This window comes from Streptomyces sp. NPDC053665, assembly GCF_055585285.1.
In genome coordinates this window covers 55,270-73,988 of sequence record NZ_JBVJKK010000009.1, presented here as the reverse complement: position 1 = coordinate 73,988, position 18,719 = coordinate 55,270, and the positions used below count along the sequence as shown (strand labels likewise).

Annotated in this window: 4 protein-coding genes; all 4 read right to left on the bottom strand. The window is 75.7% G+C overall.

Annotation, left to right across the window (positions count from 1 at the left end):
• Positions 1 to 143: 143 nt before the first annotated feature.
• The 4 genes from ACZ6ZN_RS30280 to ACZ6ZN_RS30265 are packed head-to-tail and all read right to left on the bottom strand — an operon-like array spanning position 144 to position 18,716.
• Positions 144 to 3,344, bottom strand: coding sequence for a type I polyketide synthase (locus tag ACZ6ZN_RS30280; protein ID WP_469651152.1), 3,201 nt, complete (start codon positions 3,342 to 3,344; stop codon positions 144 to 146).
• Positions 3,345 to 3,349: 5 nt separating this feature from the next.
• On the bottom strand, positions 3,350 to 9,808 hold the full coding sequence (locus ACZ6ZN_RS30275; protein ID WP_469651149.1) for a type I polyketide synthase: 6,459 nt from the start codon (positions 9,806 to 9,808) through the stop codon (positions 3,350 to 3,352).
• Positions 9,809 to 9,816: 8 nt separating this feature from the next.
• Positions 9,817 to 15,444: a type I polyketide synthase gene (locus tag ACZ6ZN_RS30270; RefSeq protein WP_469651363.1), complete on the bottom strand. Its 5,628-nt coding sequence runs from the start codon at positions 15,442 to 15,444 to the stop codon at positions 9,817 to 9,819.
• Entirely contained in the window at positions 15,435 to 18,716 is a 3,282-nt protein-coding gene (locus tag ACZ6ZN_RS30265) for a type I polyketide synthase (protein WP_469651147.1), read from the bottom strand. Before ACZ6ZN_RS30265 ends, ACZ6ZN_RS30270 begins: the two co-directional genes overlap by 10 nt.
• Positions 18,717 to 18,719: the final 3 nt, after the last annotated feature.

Genomic DNA, 18,719 nt, shown 5'->3' with positions numbered 1-18,719 from the left:
ACCCCTCAGCAAAATGGCCCGGTATTTCGGCACTGGTCGGATCACCTCCACCCTCCGGGAGGCGGGTCGGCCGTTCAACACTCGTCGGTGCCCGGCGGGACGGTGGGACCGCGGCTCTTGCCGTGTCCCGCCGGCGGGACGCGCTACGCCGCGAGCGAGGACAGGATGTGTCCGGCGATGCGCCGCGGCGAGGGATGCCGCAGCACCAGGTTCGCCCTCAGCTTCAGTCCGGTCGAGGCGGTGAGGCGCTTGCTCAGCTCGGCCGACAGCAGCGAGTCGAAGCCCAGCTCCTTGAACTCCTGGTCGGGGCCGACGAGGTCGGCCGAGGTGTGCCCGAGGACGACGGCGACCTTCTCCCGCACGTGCTCCAGCACCAGGGCCTGTGCGTCGGCTCCGGGCAGGGCCGCGATCCGCTCCGGCAGGGGAACGGCCTGCTCCTCGGGGGGCGGTGGCGGTCCGGCGGGCAGCTCGGCCTCGGGCGCCGCGGCGGGCGAGGAGCTGAGCCAGTAACGCCGCCGCTGGAAGGCGTACGTCGGGAGGTCGACGCGGCGGCGCGTGGCGAACAGGGCGTCCCAGTCCACCCGTCCGCCGCGGACGTGGAGCCGGGCCAGCGAGCCGAGCAGGGCCCGGACCTCGTCGCTCTCGCGCCGTGAGGACGACAGCACCAGTGCGTCGTCCAGGTCCTCCAGGGTCTCCTGCACGGGGACGGTGAGGACCGGGTGCGGGCCCATCTCGATGAACACCCGGAAGCCGTCGTCGGCCAGCCGCCGCACGGACGTCTCGAACAGGACCTTCTCGCGCAGGTTGTCGTACCAGTACCGGGCGTTCAGCTTCGCCGTGTCGACGACCTCGCCGTACAGCGTCGAGCAGAAGGGCAGGTCCGAGGTTCTCGGCCGCACTCCGGCCAGTGCGCCGGTCACCTGGTCGCGGACCCGGGCCACGTGCGGGGAGTGCGAGGCGTAGTCGACGGGGATCCTGCGGGCCTGGGCGCCGTCGGCCTTCGTCTTCTCGACGAACTCGTCGAGTGCGTCCGGTTCGCCGGCCACGACGACGGAGCTCGGCCCGTTGACGACGGCGATGTTCACCCGGTCGCCCCACGGGGCCAGCCGCCGCTCCACGTCGTCGGCGGACTCGGCGACCGAGGCCATGCCGCCGTGGCCCTGCAGGTCCACCAAGGCCTTGCTGCGCAACGCCACCACTCGGGCGGCGTCGGGCAGGGACAGTGCGCCGCTGACACAGGCGGCGGCGATCTCGCCCTGGCTGTGGCCGATCACCGCGGCCGGTTCGACGCCCCAGGACCGCCACAGGGCGGCCGTGGACACCATGACCGCGAACAGCGCCGGCTGCACGACGTCCACCCGGTCGAGGCCGGGCGCCCCGGCCTCGCCCCGTATGACGTCCCGCAGCGACCAGTCGACCCATTCGGCCAGGGCGTCCCCGCAGGCGTCGAGGGTCCGCGCGAAGACCGGGAAGGTCTCGTACAGCTGCCGGCCCATGCCGGCCCACTGCGAGCCCTGGCCAGGGAAGACGAACGCGACGCCGCCGAGTGCGGCGGTGCTGCCGGTCATCACCGCGGGCGACTCGGCGCCCCGGCTCAACGCGTCCAGCCCGCCGAGCAGTTCGTCCCGGCCGCGTCCGAGCACCACCGCGCGGTGCTCGAAGCGCGAGCGGCCCGACGCCAGCGACCAGCCGACGGCGGCGTCGTAGTCGGCTCCCGCTTCGGCTCCTGCTTCGGCTTCGGCTTCGACGACCGCGGCAGCATCGGCGGCGACGCCATGGCCGGAATCGGCGCCGGCGGTGTCGGCCCCGGCGGTGAGGAAGTCGCGCAGTCTGGCCGCCTGGCCGCGCAGGGCCTCGGCGGTCTTGGCGGACAGCACCCAGGGCACCAGGCCGCCGGTGACGCCCGCGCCGGGCCGCTGCTCTGCGGACGGCTGCGCGCGCGGCGCCTCCTCCAGCACGACGTGGACGTTGGTGCCGCTGACGCCGAAGGAGGACACCCCGGCCCGCCGGGGACCGTCGCGCCGGGCCCACGGGCGGCCCTCCCCCAGCAGTTCGACCGCCCCGGAGGACCAGTCGACATGGCGTGAGGGGGCGTCGACGTGGAGGGTCTTGGGCATGTACCCGTGCCGCATCGCCAGGACGGCCTTGATGACCCCGCCGACGCCGGCGGCGGCCTGGGCGTGGCCCATGTTCGACTTCAGCGAGCCCAGCCACAGCGGCCGGTCCGCCGGCCGGTCCCGGCCGTAGGCCGCCAGCAGCGCGGCCGCCTCGATGGGGTCGCCCAGGGTGGTGCCGGTGCCGTGCGCCTCGACGAGGTCCACCTCGCCGGGGGCGACGCCCGCGTTGGCCAGGGCCTGGCGGATCACCTTCTCCTGCGCCCGGCCGTTGGGCGCGGTCAGCCCGTTGCTGGCGCCGTCCTGGTTGACGGCGCTGCCGCGGACGACGGCCAGCACGGGGTGGCCGTTGCGGCGGGCGTCGGACAGCCGCTCCAGCAGCAGCACGCCCACGCCCTCGGCCCATCCGGTCCCGTCGGCCCCGTCCGCGAACGCCTTGCAGCGGCCCTCGGCGGACAGGGCGCCCTGGCGGGAGAACTCCACGAACATCGACGGCGTCGCCATCACCAGCGCGCCGCCGGCCAGCGCCAGGGAGCACTCCCCCGAGCGCAGCGACTGCACGGCCATGTGCAGGGCCACCAGCGACGAGGAGCAGGCGGTGTCCACCGACACGGCCGGACCCGTCAGCCCCAGTTCGTAGGCCACGCGGCCGGACGCCACGCTGAGTGCGCTGCCGTACAGCAGGTAGCCCTCCAGTTCCTTGTGCCGGCCCTCCAGGAAGCGCCAGCCGTACTCGGAGGAGCTGACCCCGGAGAAGACGCCGACGTCGGTGCCGCGCACGTCGGCGGGGACGATACCGGCCCGCTCGAACACCTCCCAGGAGGTCTCCAGCAGCAGTCGGTGGTGCGGGTCGACGGCCAGGGCCTCGCGCGGGCTGATGTTGAAGAAGTCGGCGTCGAAGTCCGCCACGTCCTTCAGGAAGCCGCCCTGCCGGGTGCGGGAGCTTCCGGTGGCGTCCGGGTCGGGGTCGTAGACGTCCCGCCAGCCGCGGTCGGCGGGGAAGTCGCCCACGACGTCCAGGCCGTCGCGCAACACCTTCCACAGGTCCTCGGGCGAGGAGACGCCACCCGGGTAGCGGCAGGCCATGGCGACGACGGCGACGGGTTCGTCCCGGGCGGCCTTGAGGGCGTCGTTCTCGCGCCGGAGGCGGTCGCGTTCCTCCAGCAGGGTGCGCAGCGCCCGCTGGACCCGGTCCGCGCCGTCCGCCGTGCGTTCCGCGGAGTCGGTCATCTCACTTACCTCTTCTCGTCGAGAGCCAGGTCGACCAGTGCTTCCAGGTCCAGGTCGGACAGCCCCTCCAGCTCGGCGGACCCGTCCGTGCCGAGGTCCGTGCCGGGGGCCGTGCCGGGGCTCGTGCCGGAATCCGTGCCGGGCTCCGGTTCCGGGCGCAGCAGGCCGACGAGGTGCTCGCTCATCTCGCGCGGGGTCGGATAACTGAAGACCAGCGTGGTCGGCAGGCGCAGTCCGGTCCGCGACGCCAGGCGGTTGCACAGTTCGACCGAGGTCAGGGAGTCGAAGCCGAGCTGTGTGAAGGCCTGTTCGGCGTCGACGGACGCCCCGGAGGAGTGGCCGAGGACGAGGGCGACCTGTTCGCGCAGCCAGTCAAGGGCGGTGGTGTGCGCCTCGTCGGCCGGCAGGCCGGCCAGGAGGGCGGGCAGGCCGCGGGCGGTGTCGTCCCGGGCGCTCTCCGACCGGCGGGGGCGGCGGGCGGAGGCGAGGTCGCGCAGCAGCGGCGGCAGGTCCGTACCGGTCCTGCCGCGCAGGGCGGTGAGGTCCAGCCGGGCCGGGACGAGCACCGTCCTGCCGCCCGCGAGGGCCGCGTCGAACAGCGCCAGCGCCTCGGACGTCGGCATGGCGGCGACGCCCATCCGCCGCAAGCGGGCCAGGTCCGCCTCCGCCAGCTCCCCGGTCATGCCGCTGCTCTGCTCCCACCAGCCCCACGCCAGGGAGGTGCCGGGCAGGCCGCCGTCCCTGCGCCGGGCCGCCAGGCCGTCGAGGAAGGCGTTGGCGGCGGCGTAGTTGGCCTGTCCGGCGGTGCCGAGGGTGCCGGCGAGCGCGGAGAACTGCACGAACGCCGACAGCGGGCGGTTCCTGGTCAGGTCGTGCAGGACCAGCGCGCCGCCGGCCTTGGCGTGCAGCACCCGCTGGAGGCTGCCGGGGGTGAGCGACTCCAGTGTGCCGTCGTCGAGGACCCCCGCCGCGTGCACGACCGCCGTCAGCGGCCGGTGCGGCGGCATGTCGGCGAGCAGGTCCGCGACGGCGCTCCGGTCGGCGACGTCGCAGGCGGCGACGCGGACCTCGGCGCCCAGTCCCTCCAGCTCCGCGACCAGTTCGGCGGCGCCGTCGGCGGCGGCACCGCGCCGGCCGGCCAGCACCAGGGAGCGCACGCCGTGCCCGGTGACGAGGTGCCGCGCCACGAGGGAGCCCACTCCCCCGGTGCCGCCGGTGACCAGGACGGTCCCGCCGCCGAAGCCACCGCCGACGTCGAGGACGAGTTTGCCGACGTGGCGGCCCTGGCTCATCTCGCGGAAGGTGCGGCGCGCGTCGCGGATGTCGCGGACCGATACCGGTGGCAGGTGCACGCGGCCGTCGGCGAACAGGTCCATGACGTCGCGGAACATCGCCTGGAGGGCGTCCGGTCCGGCCTCGTACAGGTCGAAGGCGTCGTAGGTGACGCCGGGGTGGTCGGCGGCCACCTGCCGGGGGTCGCGGATGTCGGTCTTGCCCATCTCGACGAAGTGGCCGCCCCGGGGCAGCAGCGTCAGCGAGGCGTCGACGAAGCTGTGCGCCAGGGAGTTCAGGACGACGTCCATGCCGCGGCCGTCCGTGGTGGCCAGGAACTTCGCGGCGAAGTCCAGGTCGCGGGAGGACGCCAGGTGCGCGTCGTCCAGGCCCGCCTCGCGCAGGGCGGGCCACTTGGCGGGACTGGCCGTCGCGTAGATCTCGGCGCCGGCGTGCCGGGCGAGCTGGACGGCGGCCATGCCGACGCCGCCGGCCGCCGCGTGGATCAGCACGCGCTGGCCCTTCTCGAGCCGGGCGATGTGGAACAGGGCGTGGTAGGCGGTGAGGAAGGTGCTCGGCATGGACGCCGCCTCGGCGTGGCTCCAGCCGTCGGGGACGGCGGTGAGCAGGCGGTGGTCGGCGACGGCCACGCGGCCGAAGGCACCGCCGAAGATGCCGGTGACCCGGTCGCCCGGCGCGAAGGCGGTGACGTCGTCGGCGACCTCCAGCACGACACCGGAGCCCTCGCTGCCGATGCCGGCGTCCAGGGCGGTGCGCTCCACCAGGCCCAGGGCGATGGTGACGTCGCGGAAGTTGAGCCCGGCGGCCTGGACGGCGATGCGGACCTGCCCGTTCCGCAGGGGCGCCTCGGCCTCCGGGCACGGTACCCAGGTGAGGTTCTCCAGGGTGCCCTTGTCCGGGATGCCCAGCCGGTGGGGGCCGTCGCCGGGGGCGTCGAGGCGCTGTTCGGCGGGTGTGGCCGGGGCGAGGCGGGGGGTGAGGAACTCACCGCCGCGCAGTGCCAGTTGCTCCTCACCGAGGGCGAGTGCGTCGGGCAGGGCCGCCCAGGAGGTCTCCTCGTCGTCGAGGTCCACCAGCCGGAGCCTGCCGGGGTGCTCGGTCTGGGCGGAGCGGAGCAGGCCCCACACGGACGCGCCGGCGAGGCTTTCCAGGCGCTGTCCCGTGCCGGTGTCCACGGCCGCGCGGGTGAGCACCACCAGCGTGGACGCGGCGAGCGCCTCCTCGGCGAGGAACCGCTGGACCTGCCGCAGGACGTGCGCGGTGCAGGCGCCGACCGCGGCGAGCGGATCGGCGGGACCGGTGGTGTCGTCCGGGCACAGCAGGAGGTGCGTGGGGGCGTCGCGGGCGGGGACCTCGTCCAGCCCGGCGTAGGCCACGGCCCGGTCGCCGCCCGCGCGCAGGAGCCGGGAGACGGTGCCGGGGTGCGTGCCGATCACGCCCCACCGCGCGGGACGTGCGGCGGGATCGCCCGGCGGCACCGGCCGCCAGCGCACCTCGTACAGCGGCGGTTCCTGCCCGCCGAGCGCCGAGCGCACCTGTTCGGCGCCGGCCGGGCGGAACGTCAGGGAGGCGACGGAGGCGATCGTGCGGCCGTCCTCGTCGGCGACCGTCAGCGCCACCGTGTCCTCGCCGGCCGGGGTGAGCCGGACGCGTACGGTCGGCCCGCACGTGCCGGTGAGGCGGGCGCCGGCCCAGGCGAAGGGCATCCGGCCCTGGTCGCCCGTCACCTCGATGACACCGCCGGCCACCGACGCGTGCAGCACGGTGTCCAGCAGCGCCGGGTGCAGGGCGTGGGCGCCCGCCGGGGCGCTGTCCGGCAGGGTCGCCAGGGCGTGGAGGTCGTCGCCGTGCCGCCACACCTCCCGCAGGCCGCGGAAGGCGGGCCCGTAGTCGAACCCGGCGTCGGCGAAGGTGTCGTAGAGGCCGTCCACGGTGACGGGGGTGGCACCGGGCGGGGGCCAGGCGGTGAGCGGCTGGGCGGTGCCGGCGGCCGGGGTGCTCGGGCTGTCCGGGGCGAGGCCGCCCTGGGCGTGGCGGGTCCAGCCGCCGGTGGTGGCGGCGTGGTCGCCGGGGCGTGCGTACACCTCGAGCGTGCGGCGGCCCGAGGCGTCCGGCGCGCCGACGACGACGCGTACCTGCACGCCGCCCGTCTCGGGCAGGATCAGCGGCACTTCCAGGGTGAGGTCCTCCAGTACGGCGCAGCCGACGTGCCGGCCCGCCGTCAGGGCCAGGTCGAGGTAGGCCGTGGCGGGGACGACGACCGCGCCGAACACGGTGTGCCCGGACAGCCAGTCGTGGGTCTTCAGCGACCACAGGGCCGTGAAGTGGACCTCGTCGCTGCCGGGGTGGTCCAGTACGGCGCCCAGCAGCGGATGGCCGGGGGCCGCCAGTCCGGCCGAGGTGAGGTCCGCGGGTCCCGCTCCGGCCGTGAGGTCCAGCCAGTACCGCTGCCGCTGGAAGGCGTAGGTGGGCAGGTCGACCCGGCGGCGCGGCCCGAAGAGGGCGGCCCAGTCCACGGGCACGCCGTGCACGTGGAGTTCGGCCAGTGCGCCGGTCAGCGCCCGGGCCGGCTCGCGGTCCCGGCGGGACGCCGGGACGACCAGCGCGTCGACGCCGGTGCTCGCGAAGGCGTCCTTCGTGAGGCCGGTGAGGGTGGCGCCCGGGCCGACCTCGACGAAGACGTCCGCGCCGGCGGCGCGCGCGTGCTCCACCGCCTCGTGGAAGCGCACGGGTGCGCGGACGTGGCGTACCCAGTGCGCGGCGGACGTCAGTTCCCCGGCGGTGGCCTCGCGGCCCAGCAGGGTCGACACGACGGCGATCGCCGGCTCGGCGGAGGGCAGTGCGCCGATCGCGGCCGCGAAGTCGTCCAGGACCGGGTCCATGAGCGGGGAGTGGAAGGCGTGGGCGACCGGGAGGAGCTTGGCCGACCCGCCGTCGGCCAGGATCCGGTCGCGCAGGGCGAGGACCTGCTCGCGCAGGCCCGAGAAGACGACCGACTCGGGTCCGTTGACGGCGGCGAGGTCCACCCGGTCGTACGCGGCGAGCAGAGCGGCCGCCCGGGCCTCGTCGAGGCGTGCGGCGAGCATGGCGCCCGGTGCGGTGACCGTCTGCATGGCGCGTCCGCGGGCGGCGACCAGGCGGGTGGCGTCGTCCAGGCCGAGCGCTCCGGCGACGTGGGCGGCGGCGATCTCGCCGACGGAGTGGCCGATCAGGTGGTCCGGCGCCGGACCGTAATGGGTGAGCAGCCGGTGGAGGGCGACCTGGAGGGCGAACAGCGCGGGCTGGGCGACGTCCGTCCGCTCGCGCAGCCCGGGGTCGGGGTCGGCGGCGAGGAGCACGGGTCGGAGGGCGAAGGGGAGGTGGGCGTCGAAGTGCGCGCACACCTCGTCGAGCGCCTCGGCGAAGACGGGGAACGCCTCCGTCAGCGGACCCGCCACGCCGGCCCACTGCGCGCCCTGCCCGGGGAACAGGTGTACGCGGGCGCCGGGTTCACCGGCGACGCCGCGCACCACCGCGGCGGACTCCCCGCCCTCGGCCAGGGCCGTCAGGCCGGCGAGCAGGTCCTGCCGGTCGTGGCCGAGTACCACGGCCCGGTGTTCGAGGCCGGCCCGGCCGGACACCAGCGACCAGCCGGCGTCGGCGGGGTCCGGATCGGCGCCGGCGGTGAAGTCGCGCAGTCTGCGCGCCTGGGCCCGCAGTGCCTGCTCCGAGCGGGCGGACAGGACCCACGGCACGACGGCGCCGGGCAGCCGTCCGGTGGCGGGGGACGCCGTCTCCTCCTGCGGGGCCTCCTCGAGGATCACGTGGGCGTTGGTGCCGCTCACGCCGAAGGCGGACACGCCCGCGCGGCGGGGCCGGCCCGGTGCGCCGGGCCAGTCGCGGGCCTCGGTGAGCAGGCGCACCGCTCCGGCCGACCAGTCCACGTGCGTGGAGGGACGGTCGATGTGCAGGGTGGGGGGCATGACGCCGTGCCGCAGCGCCATGATCATCTTGATGAGGCCGCCGACGCCTGCGGCCGCCTGGGCGTGGCCGATGTTGGACTTCAGCGACCCCAGCCACAGCGGTTCGTCCGGGTTCCGCTCCCGGCCGTAGGTGGCCAGCAGTGCCTGGGCCTCGATGGGGTCGCCCAGGGTGGTGCCGGTGCCGTGCGCCTCGACGACGTCGACGTCGGCCGCCTGGATCCGGGCGTTGGCGAGCGCCGCCCTGATCACGCGCTGCTGCGCGGGGCCGTTGGGGGCGGTCAGGCCGTTGGAGGCGCCGTCCTGGTTGACCGCCGAGCCGCGGACGACCGCCCAGACGCGGCGGCCGTTGCGCCGTGCGTCGGAGAGCCGTTCCAGGACGAGCACGCCGACGCCCTCGGAGAAGCCCGCGCCGTCGGCGGCGTCCGCGAAGGCCTTGCAGCGGCCGTCGGCCGCCAGGCCGCGCTGCCGGGTCATCTCCCGCATCACCTGCGTGGTCGCCATGACGGTGACGCCGCCGGCCAGGGCCAGGCCGCACTCGCCCTGCCGCAGTGACTGCACCGCCTGGTGCACCGCCACCAGGGACGAGGAGCACGCCGTCTCGGTCGACACCGCCGGCCCCTCCAGGCCGAGGGCGTACGACACGCGCCCGGACGCCACGGACAGCAGCGAGCCGATCTGCGCGTAGCCGGCGATGGCGTCGGGGGTGTTCAGGTGGTTGCCGTAGCCGAAGTAGGCCAGGCCGGCGAAGACGCCGGTGTCGCTGCCGCGCAGGGAGTGCGGGTCGATGCCGGCGCGTTCCAGGGACTCCCAGGAGGTCTCCAGCAGCAGCCGCTGCTGGGGGTCGGCGGCCAGCGCCTCGCGGGGGCTGATGCCGAAGAAGTCGGCGTCGAAGTCGCCCGCGTCGTACAGGAAGCCGCCCTGGCGGGTGGAGCTGCTGTTGGGCCGGCCGGGGTCGGGGTCGTACAGGTTCTCCACGTCCCAGTTGCGGTCCTGCGGGAAGTCGGAGACGGCGTCGGTGCCGGTGCGCACCAGGTCCCACAGGTCCTCGGGGGTGCTCGCGCCGCCCGGGAAGCGGCAGGCGACGCCGACCACGGCGATGGGTTCGCCCGCGGCGTCGGTCAGCTCCCGCAGGCGCTTGCGGGTCTCGATCAGTTCGATCGACGTCCGCTTGAGGTAGTCGAGAACGTCGGCGTTGTCGTCGGTCGTCATGGCTCTCCCTAGCCGAGTTCCTGGTCCAGCAGCGCGAGCAGTTCGCCCGCCGAGGCCGAACTGATCCGGTCGGTGATGCCGGCCGGTGCCGCGGCGCCCGCCAGTGAGCGGACGCGGCCCTGCAGTTCGCCCAGGAGCGTGGAGATGGTGCTCCGCTCCTCGGCGTCGAGTTCGAGGAAGGCGTCCTGGAGCCGGGCCCCGAGGCCCTCGATCTCCTGGGCCAGGTGGGCGGCCGGGGTCTGCGCCGCCGCGGGGTCGACGGGTGCGATCCGCCCGGTCAGGAACCGGGCGAGGGCGCCGGGGTTGGGGTGGTCGAACACGAGCGTGGCGGGCAGTTTCAGGCCGGTCGCCGCGGCCAGCCTGTTGCGCAGCTCCAGGGCGGTGAGCGAGTCGATGCCCAGTTCCCTGAAGGCCACCGCGGGGCCGATCCGCGTCGGGTCGGCGTGTCCGAGCACGGCGGCGGTCCGGGTGCGGACGGCGTCCAGCAGTGCCGCCTCGGCGTCGGCGGGCGGCAGCGACGCCAGGGCCGGGGCGAGTGGTCCGTCGGCGCCCGCCGCTTCGTCCCGCGGGGCGGCGGGCGTGCCGGTGAGGCCGCGCAGCAGCGGCGAGCCGAGGTGGCCGGCCCGGGCCGCCAGGTCCAGCCGTGCGGGTACGAGGACCGGCTCGCCGTGGGCCCGTAGGGCCGCGTCGAACAGGGCGAGGCCCTCCTGTGAGGACATCGGCAGCACGCCCTGGCGGTGCAGGCGCCCCAGGTCGGTGTCGTCGAGGTCGGCGCTCATCTCGCTGCGCTGCGCCCAGAAGCCCCAGCACAGCGCGGTCGCGGGCAGGTCGTCGGCGCGGCGGGCCTGGGCGAGGCCGTTGAGGAAGGCGTTGGCGGCGGCGTAGTTGGCCTGTCCGGCGGTGCCGAGGACGCTCGCGACCGAGGAGAACAGCACGAACGCGGACAGCGGCAGCTCCCGCGTCAGTTCGTGCAGGTTCCAGGCGCCGCGCACCTTCGGGGCGAGGACGGCGTCCAGGCGTGCGCCGGTCAGCGTCTCGACGACTCCGTCGTCCAGCACGCCGGCGCAGTGGACGACGGCGGTCAGCGGGTGCTCGGCGGGCACGGCGGCCAGCAGCGCGGCGACGGAGTCGCGGCTGGTGACGTCGCACGCGGCGATGTCGACGTGTGCGCCCGCGCCGGTCAGTTCGGCCGCGAGTGCGGCCGCCTGCGGTGCGGCCGGTCCCCGTCTGCTGGTCAGCAGCAGGCGGCGCACGCCGTGCCGCTCCACGAGGTGGCGGGCGAGCAGGGCGCCCAGGCCGCTGGTGCCGCCCGTGATCAGCACGGTCCCGGTGCCGAGGGCGGGCGCCTCGCCCGGGCGGTGGCCGCCGTCGGCGCGGGCCAGCCGGGGGGCGGCCGGGACGCCTGCACGGAGGGTGAGTTGCTCCTCCCCGGTCGCCGTCAGCGCGGGCAGCAGGGCCCGGGACGCGGCGTGGTCGTCGCTGTCCACGAGCGTGAACCGGCCCGGGTTCTCGGTCTGCGCGCTGCGTACGAGGCCCCAGACGGCGGCCGCCGCCGGGTCGGGGCGTGGCGTGGCCGCGTCGGCGAACGCGCCCCGGGTGACGAGGACCAGCCGCGAGGCGGCGAAGCGGTCGTCGGTCAGCCACTGCCGGATCCAGTCGAGCACCTGGTGCAGGACGCGTTCGACGGCGGCGGGGGTGTCGGCGGTGCCGGGTTCCGTGCGGTCCACGGCGGCGATCACGATCGGGGGCACGGGACCGGCGGCGGCGAGGTCGCCGGGGCCGCCGAAGACGGCCGCGTCCGGCGCCTGGAGGGCGGGGTCGCCCAGTGCGGCGTACGGGGTGCCGGCCGGTCCGGGCGGGGCGGGCACGGGCGCGAAGTCCGTGCGGAAGAGGGCGTCGTGGTGGTCGAAGCCCAGTGCCGTGAGCTGCCCGGCGTCGGCCGGACGCAGGGTCAGTGCGGTGATGCCGCCGACCGGGGCGCCGCGGTCGTCGGCGAGGGTCACGGACACCGTGTCGTCCCCCGCCGGTGCGAGCCGCACGCGCAGCGCGCCCGGCCGGGCGGAGCCGAGCCGGATGCCGGTGGCGCGGTGGGGCAGCCGGCCCTCCGACGGGTGGGTGCCGGCGCGCAGGTCCAGGCCGGCCGGGAGGAGCGCGGCGTGCAGCAGCGCCGGGTGGATGCGGAAGAGGTCCTGCCCGGTGGCGACGGCAGGCAGCTCGGCCCGTGCGAAGAGGGTGTCGCCCTGGCGCCACAGCTCCGTCAGGCCGCCGAACACGGGGCCGTGGCCGATGCCGAGGGCGGTCAGGCGGGCGTGGACCTCGTCCGCGGGTACCGGGGAGGCGCCCGGCGGGGGCCAGGCGGTGAGGGGGGTGTCGCCGGGGGCCGAGGAGCCGTCGGCGGGATCCTCCGGGCCCGCCGTGCCGACGGCGTGGCGTGTCCATGCGCTCTCGCCCCGGCCGCGTGAGTGCACGCTGACGGTGCCGGAGTCGTCGAGCACGACGCGGATCTCCCGCTCGGCCGTGCGGGACAGCACCAGCGGTGTCTCCAGCGTGAGTTCGCCGACGGTGTCGTAGCCGGCCCGGTGCGCGGCCCAGGCCGCGAGCTCCACCACGACGGAGGCGGGCACCAGGTGGGTGCCGCGGACGAGGTGCTCCGCGAGCCAGGGCCGGCGCTCGAGGGACAGGCGCCCGGCGCCGGCCACTCCCCCGCGCCCGGCGCCGGCCACTCCCGCGTGCCCGGTGCCGGCAGGCAGGTCGACGACGGCGTCGAGCAGCGGGTGGTCCGAGGTGGCGTCGTGAGTGGCGTCCCGAGGGGTGTCCAGCCAGTAGCGCTGCCGCTGGAAGGCGTACGTGGGCAGCTCGGCCCAGCGGCCGTCCCGGTCGGGGAACGCCGCCTGCCACGCCACGTCGGCGCCCGCGACGAACGCCTCCGCGGCCGACCGGTGGAGCCGGGCGAGGCCGCCCTCGTCCCGGCGCAGGGAGCCGACCACGCATCCGGTGGCGCCGGGGGTGGTGTCGAACAGTTCCTGGATCGTCAGCACGAGCAACGGGTGAGGGCTGAGCTCGACGACCGCGCTGTCCGGTTCCCGCTCGACCAGGCGCGCCATGGCGGCCGCGAACTGCACCGGCTCGCGCAGGTTGCGGTACCAGTAGGCCTCGTCCAGCGCCGTGGGGTCGATCAGGTCGCCGGTGACCGTGGAGTAGATCCGGACCGGTGTGGGCGCGGGGGTGATCCGGCCCAGCTGGTCGGGGAGCTGCTCGCAGAAGCGGTCCATCAGCGGGGAGTGGCCGGGCACGCTGGATCTGATCAGCCGTGCGCGGGCGCCCTCCGCCCGGCAGGCCTCGACCAGTTCCTCGACCGCCCCGTTCTCGCCGGAGACGGTCGTGGAGCGGGGCCCGTTCACCGCGGCGATGCCGATGCCTGAGGACCTCAGGCCGGCCAGGAGTTCCCGCACGCGCTGTTCGGGCAGCAGGATGCCGGCCATGCCGCCCTGGCCGGCGACGGTGGCCAGCAGCCGCGAGCGCAGGGCGACGATCCTCGCCGCGTCGTCGAGGGTGAGGGCCCCGGCGATGTGGGCGGCGGCGATCTCGCCCTGGGAGTGGCCGATCACCACGTCGGGAGTGACCCCCAGCGACTGCCACACCCGGGCCAGCGACACCATCACGGCGAACAGCACGGGCTGGACGACGTCGATGTCCTCCAGGTCGGCGGAGTCGGGTCCGCCGCACACGGTGTCGACGAGGGACCAGGACACGTACGGCGCGAGCGCCTCGGCGCAGGCGCGCAGTTGCTCGGCGAAGACGGGGGAGGTCCGCCACAGCTCCCGGCCCATCGCGGTCCACTGCGCGCCCTGGCCGGGAAAGACGAACACCGTCGCGCCGACGGGCCGGGCGAGGCCGGACACCGCGGCGGCGGAGTCGGGTTCCTCGCCGTCGGCCACGGCGGCCAGCGCGGCGAGCAGTGCGTCACGGTCGGCGCCCACGATCACCTGCCGGTGCTCGAACAGCGAACGTGTCGTCACCAGCGCGTGGCCCACGTCGAGCGGGTGCAGGGCGGGGTCGGCGGTGACGTGGTCGTGCAGTCGCCGCGCCTGCCCGCGCAGCGCCTGGGCGGATCGCGCCGACAGCACCCAGGGCACGGCCGGCGGCTCGGCGGCGGATCCGGGGGGCGCAGGGGTGCCGGAAGGACGGACGGGCTCGGGTGCCTGCTCCAGGATCAGATGCGCGTTCGTGCCGCTGATGCCGAAGGACGACACGCCCGCGCGCCGGGGCCGGTCCGCCGGCGTGGTCCACGGGCGGGCCTCGGTGAGCAGTTCCACCGCCCCGGCCGACCAGTCCACGTGCGTGGAGGGCCGGTCGACGTGCAGAGTGCAGGGCAGGACCCCGTGGCGCATCGCCATGGTCATCTTGATGATGCCGCCGACGCCCGCCGCCGCCTGCGTGTGGCCGATGTTGGACTTCAGCGAACCCAGCCACAGCGGGTGGTGCGGGTCGCGTTCCCGGCCGTAGGTGGCCAGCAGCGCCTCCGCCTCCAGCGGATCCCCCAGCCGGGTGCCGGTGCCGTGCGCCTCGACCGCGTCCACGTCGGGGGCGGTCAGGCCGGCGTCGGCCAGGGCCGCACGGACGACGCGCTGCTGCGCCAGGCCGTTGGGTGCGGTCAGGCCGTTGGACGCGCCGTCCTGGTTGACCGCGGAGCCCCGGACGACCGCCCAGACACGGCGGCCGTTGCGCAGCGCGTCGGAGAGCCGCTCCAGGACCAGCACGCCCGCGCCCTCGGAGAAGCCGGTGCCGTCGGCCGCGTCGGCGAACGCCTTGCACCGCCCGTCGGCCGACACGCCGCGCTGCCGGGACAGTTCGACGAACATCCCCGGGGTCGGCAGCGTCGACACGCCCCCGGCCAGCGCCAGCGTGCACTCCCCCGACCGCAGCGAACGCACGGCCTGGTGGACGGCGACGAGCGACGAGGAGCAGGCGGTGTCGACCGACACCGCCGGGCCCTCCAGCCCCAGGACGTAGGCCACCCGGCCCGAGACCACGCTGAGGTGCGTCCCGGTGAGGGTGAAGCCCTCCACCTCGCCGGCCGCGCCACCGCCCATGCGGGGGCCGTAGTCGACGCCGTAGACGCCGGTGAAGACCCCGGTCGAGGAGCCGCGCAGGGCCGCCGGGTCGATGCCGGCCCGCTCCAGTGCCTCCCAGGAGGTCTCCAGCATCAGGCGCTGCTGCGGGTCCATCGCCAGCGCCTCGCGAGGGCTGATGCCGAAGAACTCCGCGTCGAAGTCGGGGAGTTCGTGCAGGAACCCGCCCGAGCGCGTGGAGGTCTTCCCGCGGGCCCCGGGGTCCGGGTCGTACAGCGCCTCGGTGTCCCAGCCGCGGTCGGAGGGGAAGTCGCCCATCGCGTCCACACCGCCGGACACCAGTTCCCACAGGTCCTCCGCGGAGGTCACCCCTCCGGGGAAGCGACACCCCACCCCCACGACCGCGACGGGCTCGTGCGCGGACTCCTCCAGCTCGCGCACGCGTTCGCGCAGTCGCTGCGCGTCGCCGACGGCGCGCCGCAGATAGGACCGGAGCTTGTCGACATCCTCCACCAGGGCCTCCCCCTTGTCGGTTGCTGGGACGAACGGTGCTGCTACACGTATCCGCGGTCGATCAATGCGTAGAGATCGTCATCACTGCGGCCCTCCGGGTGTTCCTCGTGCGCCGGGCGCTGTGCCGGGGCGGCCGGCTGCGCGGGCCCGGGCTGTTGCGCGGGCCGGGGCTGCGGCGGTTCGGGCCGTGCCGGTGTCCGGAGGGAGAACAGGTGGCGGGCCAGCTCGCGCGGTGTGGGGTGGGTGAACGCGACGGTGGCCGGCAGCCGTACCCCGCAGGCCGCGGTGAGCCGGTTGCGCAGCGCCACGGCCATCGAGGAGTCGAAGCCCAGGGCCTTGAAGGTCTCGCCCGCCCGCGCCGCCAGGTCGGCCTGCGTCAGGGGCGTCCCGGGGTCCTTGGCGGTCAGCAGTGCGGCCGTCTCGGCGCACACCAGCGCACGGACGGAGGTCTCCGAGATCAGGTCCGGCCCTCCGGCGGGCGCGCCGGGCGTACCGGGGGTGGCGGTGGCGTCCGGCGCGGTCAGCCAGTACCGCTGCCGCTGGAAGGGATAGGTGGGCAGGGCGACCCGGCGCGGGCGGGCCCCTTCGAACACCGTCCGCCAGCTCACCGGCACACCGCGCACGTGCAGTTCGGCCGCCGACGTGAGGACCTTGGCGATGCCGCCGTCGTGCTTGCTCAGGGTGTGCACCACCAGGGGCGGGCGTTCCAGCGTGTCGGCGGTCTCCTCCATCGCCACCTGGAGCACGGGGTGCGGACTGACCTCCACGTACACCCCGCCGCGTTCGCGCATCAGGGCGGAGACGACCTCGCCGAACCGTACGGTCGAGCGCAGGTTGTCGTACCAGTACGCCCCGTCCAGCCGGCCGGTGTCGACGCGCCCCGCGGTGACCGTGGAGTGGAACTCCACCGGCGTCGGCCGCGGCGTGACGTGCGCGGCAGCGGCGAGCACCTCGTCGCGGATGCGCTCGACCTGGTGGGAGTGGGAGGCGTACCCGACCTTCATGCGGCGCACCCGCACGCCGTCGGCGGTGGCCTCGGCGGCGAACCCCTCCAGGGCCGGGAGGTCCCCGGAGACGACCACGGAGGCCGGCCCGTTGACGGTGGCCACGGACAGCCGCCCGGGCCACCGGCTCAGCCGCCGACCGACCTCGGCCAGGGGCGCGGCGACCGCGCTCATGCCGCCCAGGCCCGCCAGCGCGCCCAGGGTGCGGCTGCGCAGGGCGACCAGCCGGGCGGCGTCCTCCAGGTCGAGCGCACCGGACGCGCACGCGGCGGCGATCTCGCCCTGCGAGTGGCCCACCACCGCGTCGGGGACCACGCCCAAAGACCGCCACACCCGGGTCAGGGACACCATCATCGCGAACAGCGCCGGCTGCACCACGGTGTCCCGGCCCTCCAGCGGGGGCGCCGTCGGCGCGCCGGTCACCAGATCCAGCAGCGACCAGTCGAGCCACGGCTCCAGCGTCCGGGCGCACTCGTCGATCGAGCGGGCGAAGACCGGCGATTCGGCGTACAGCTGCCGTCCCATGCCCAGCCATTGCGAGCCCTGGCCGGGGAAGACGAAGACGACCGGCCCGGTCGGGCCGTCGGCCACGCCGCGTACGGTGCGGGCGGCGGGTGCCGGGGCCGGGTTTCCGCCGTCGGCCAGCAGTCCGAGGCCGGACAGGGCCTCGTCGCGGCCGGATCCGAGCAGCACGGCCCGATGGGCGAATGGCGTACGTGTGGTCAGCAGGGAGTGCCCGACGTCGGCCGCCGTCAAGGACGGGTCGCCCGCCACACGGTCGCGCAGCCGGGCCGCCTGCCGGCGCAGGGCCGCCTCGGAGCGGGCCGACAGCACCCAGGGCACCACGACGGTAGCTGCGGCCGCCGCACCGGCCGTCTCAACCGGGCCGGCGGCCTCGGCCGGAGTGGCGGAGGGCTCGGCCGGCGTGGCGGAGGGCTCGGCCGGCGTGGCGGAGGGCTCGGCCGGCGTGGCGGGGCGCTCGGCCGGCGTGGCGTGGGGCTCGGCCGGATTGGCGTGAGTCTCGGCCGGCGCGGCGGGGGCCTGTTCGAGCAGGACGTGGGCGGTGGTGCCGCCCATGCCGACCGAGGTGACGCCCGCGCGCCGCGGCCGCTCGGGGGTGCCCGGCCAGGGGCGCGCGGTGCGCAGGACCTCGAAGTCGTCGTGGAAGTCGGGGACTTCGGGGTTCGGCGTGTCGAAGCCCGGGTGCGGGACCAGGTGGGCGCGGTCCAGGCAGAGCGCGGCCTTCACGAAGCCGACGAGACCGGCGGCGGGTTCCAGGTGACCGACGTTCGCCTTCACCGAGCCGATCACCAGGGGGCGGTCGCGACCGGTGCGCCGCACGACCTGACGCAGACCGGCCAGCTCGGCCGGGTCGCCGCGCCGGGTGCCGGTGCCGTGCGCCTCGACGTAGTCGACGTCGTCGAAGTCGACATTCGCACTGCGCAGGGCGGACAGCACGGCCGCCGCCTGCCCGGCGGGGCTGGGGTCGGGCATCCGGGAGGAGGCGCCGCCGCTGCCGACGCCCCAGCCGCGCACCACGGCGTAGACGTGGTCGCCGTCGGCGAGGGCCCGGTCCAGGCGCTTGAGCACGACGAACGCGCCGCCCTCGCCGCGCACGAAGCCGTTGGCCCGCGCGTCGAAGGGGTGGCAGCGCCCGTCGGGCGACAGTGCGCCGAGGTTGGCCAGGCCCAGCCCCGCCTCCGGGTCGGCGATGAGGTGCACGCCGCCGGCGAGCGCCGTGTCGACCGCGCCGCTGCGGATCCGTTCGCAGGTCAGCGCCAGGGACACGAGCGAGGAGGACTGGCCGGAGTCCGCGCACAGGCTCATGCCGCGCAGGTCGAACAGGTGGGAGATGCGGTTGGCGATCAGCGCACCGCCTGAGCCGAGGACGGCGTAGTGGTCGTCCCGGTCGCTGCCGGTCAACTTGCGCAGCAGGTCGTAGCCGGACGGGCCGGAGCCGACCACGACGTCGATCTCACGGCCCGCGAGCGCCGACGCGGGGACGCCCGCGTTCTCCACGGCCTCCCAGGCCAGTTCCAGGCCGAGGCGCTGCACGGGGTCCATGGCGGCCGCCTCGGCCGCGGACGTGCCGAAGAACTCGGCGTCGAAGCCGTCGACGGCGTCCAGGAACGACCCGGCCTCGACGAGGGCGGCGTCCGGGTGGGGTGGACGGCCGGGGAGGACCTCCCGGTGGCCGGGGAAGGTCCCGATGGTCGACCCGCCGTCGAGCAGCAGGCGCCAGAAGTCCTCGATGTCGCGCACTCCCGGGAAGCGGCACGACATCCCGATGACGGCGATGTCGGTGGCTGCGCCACTCATACG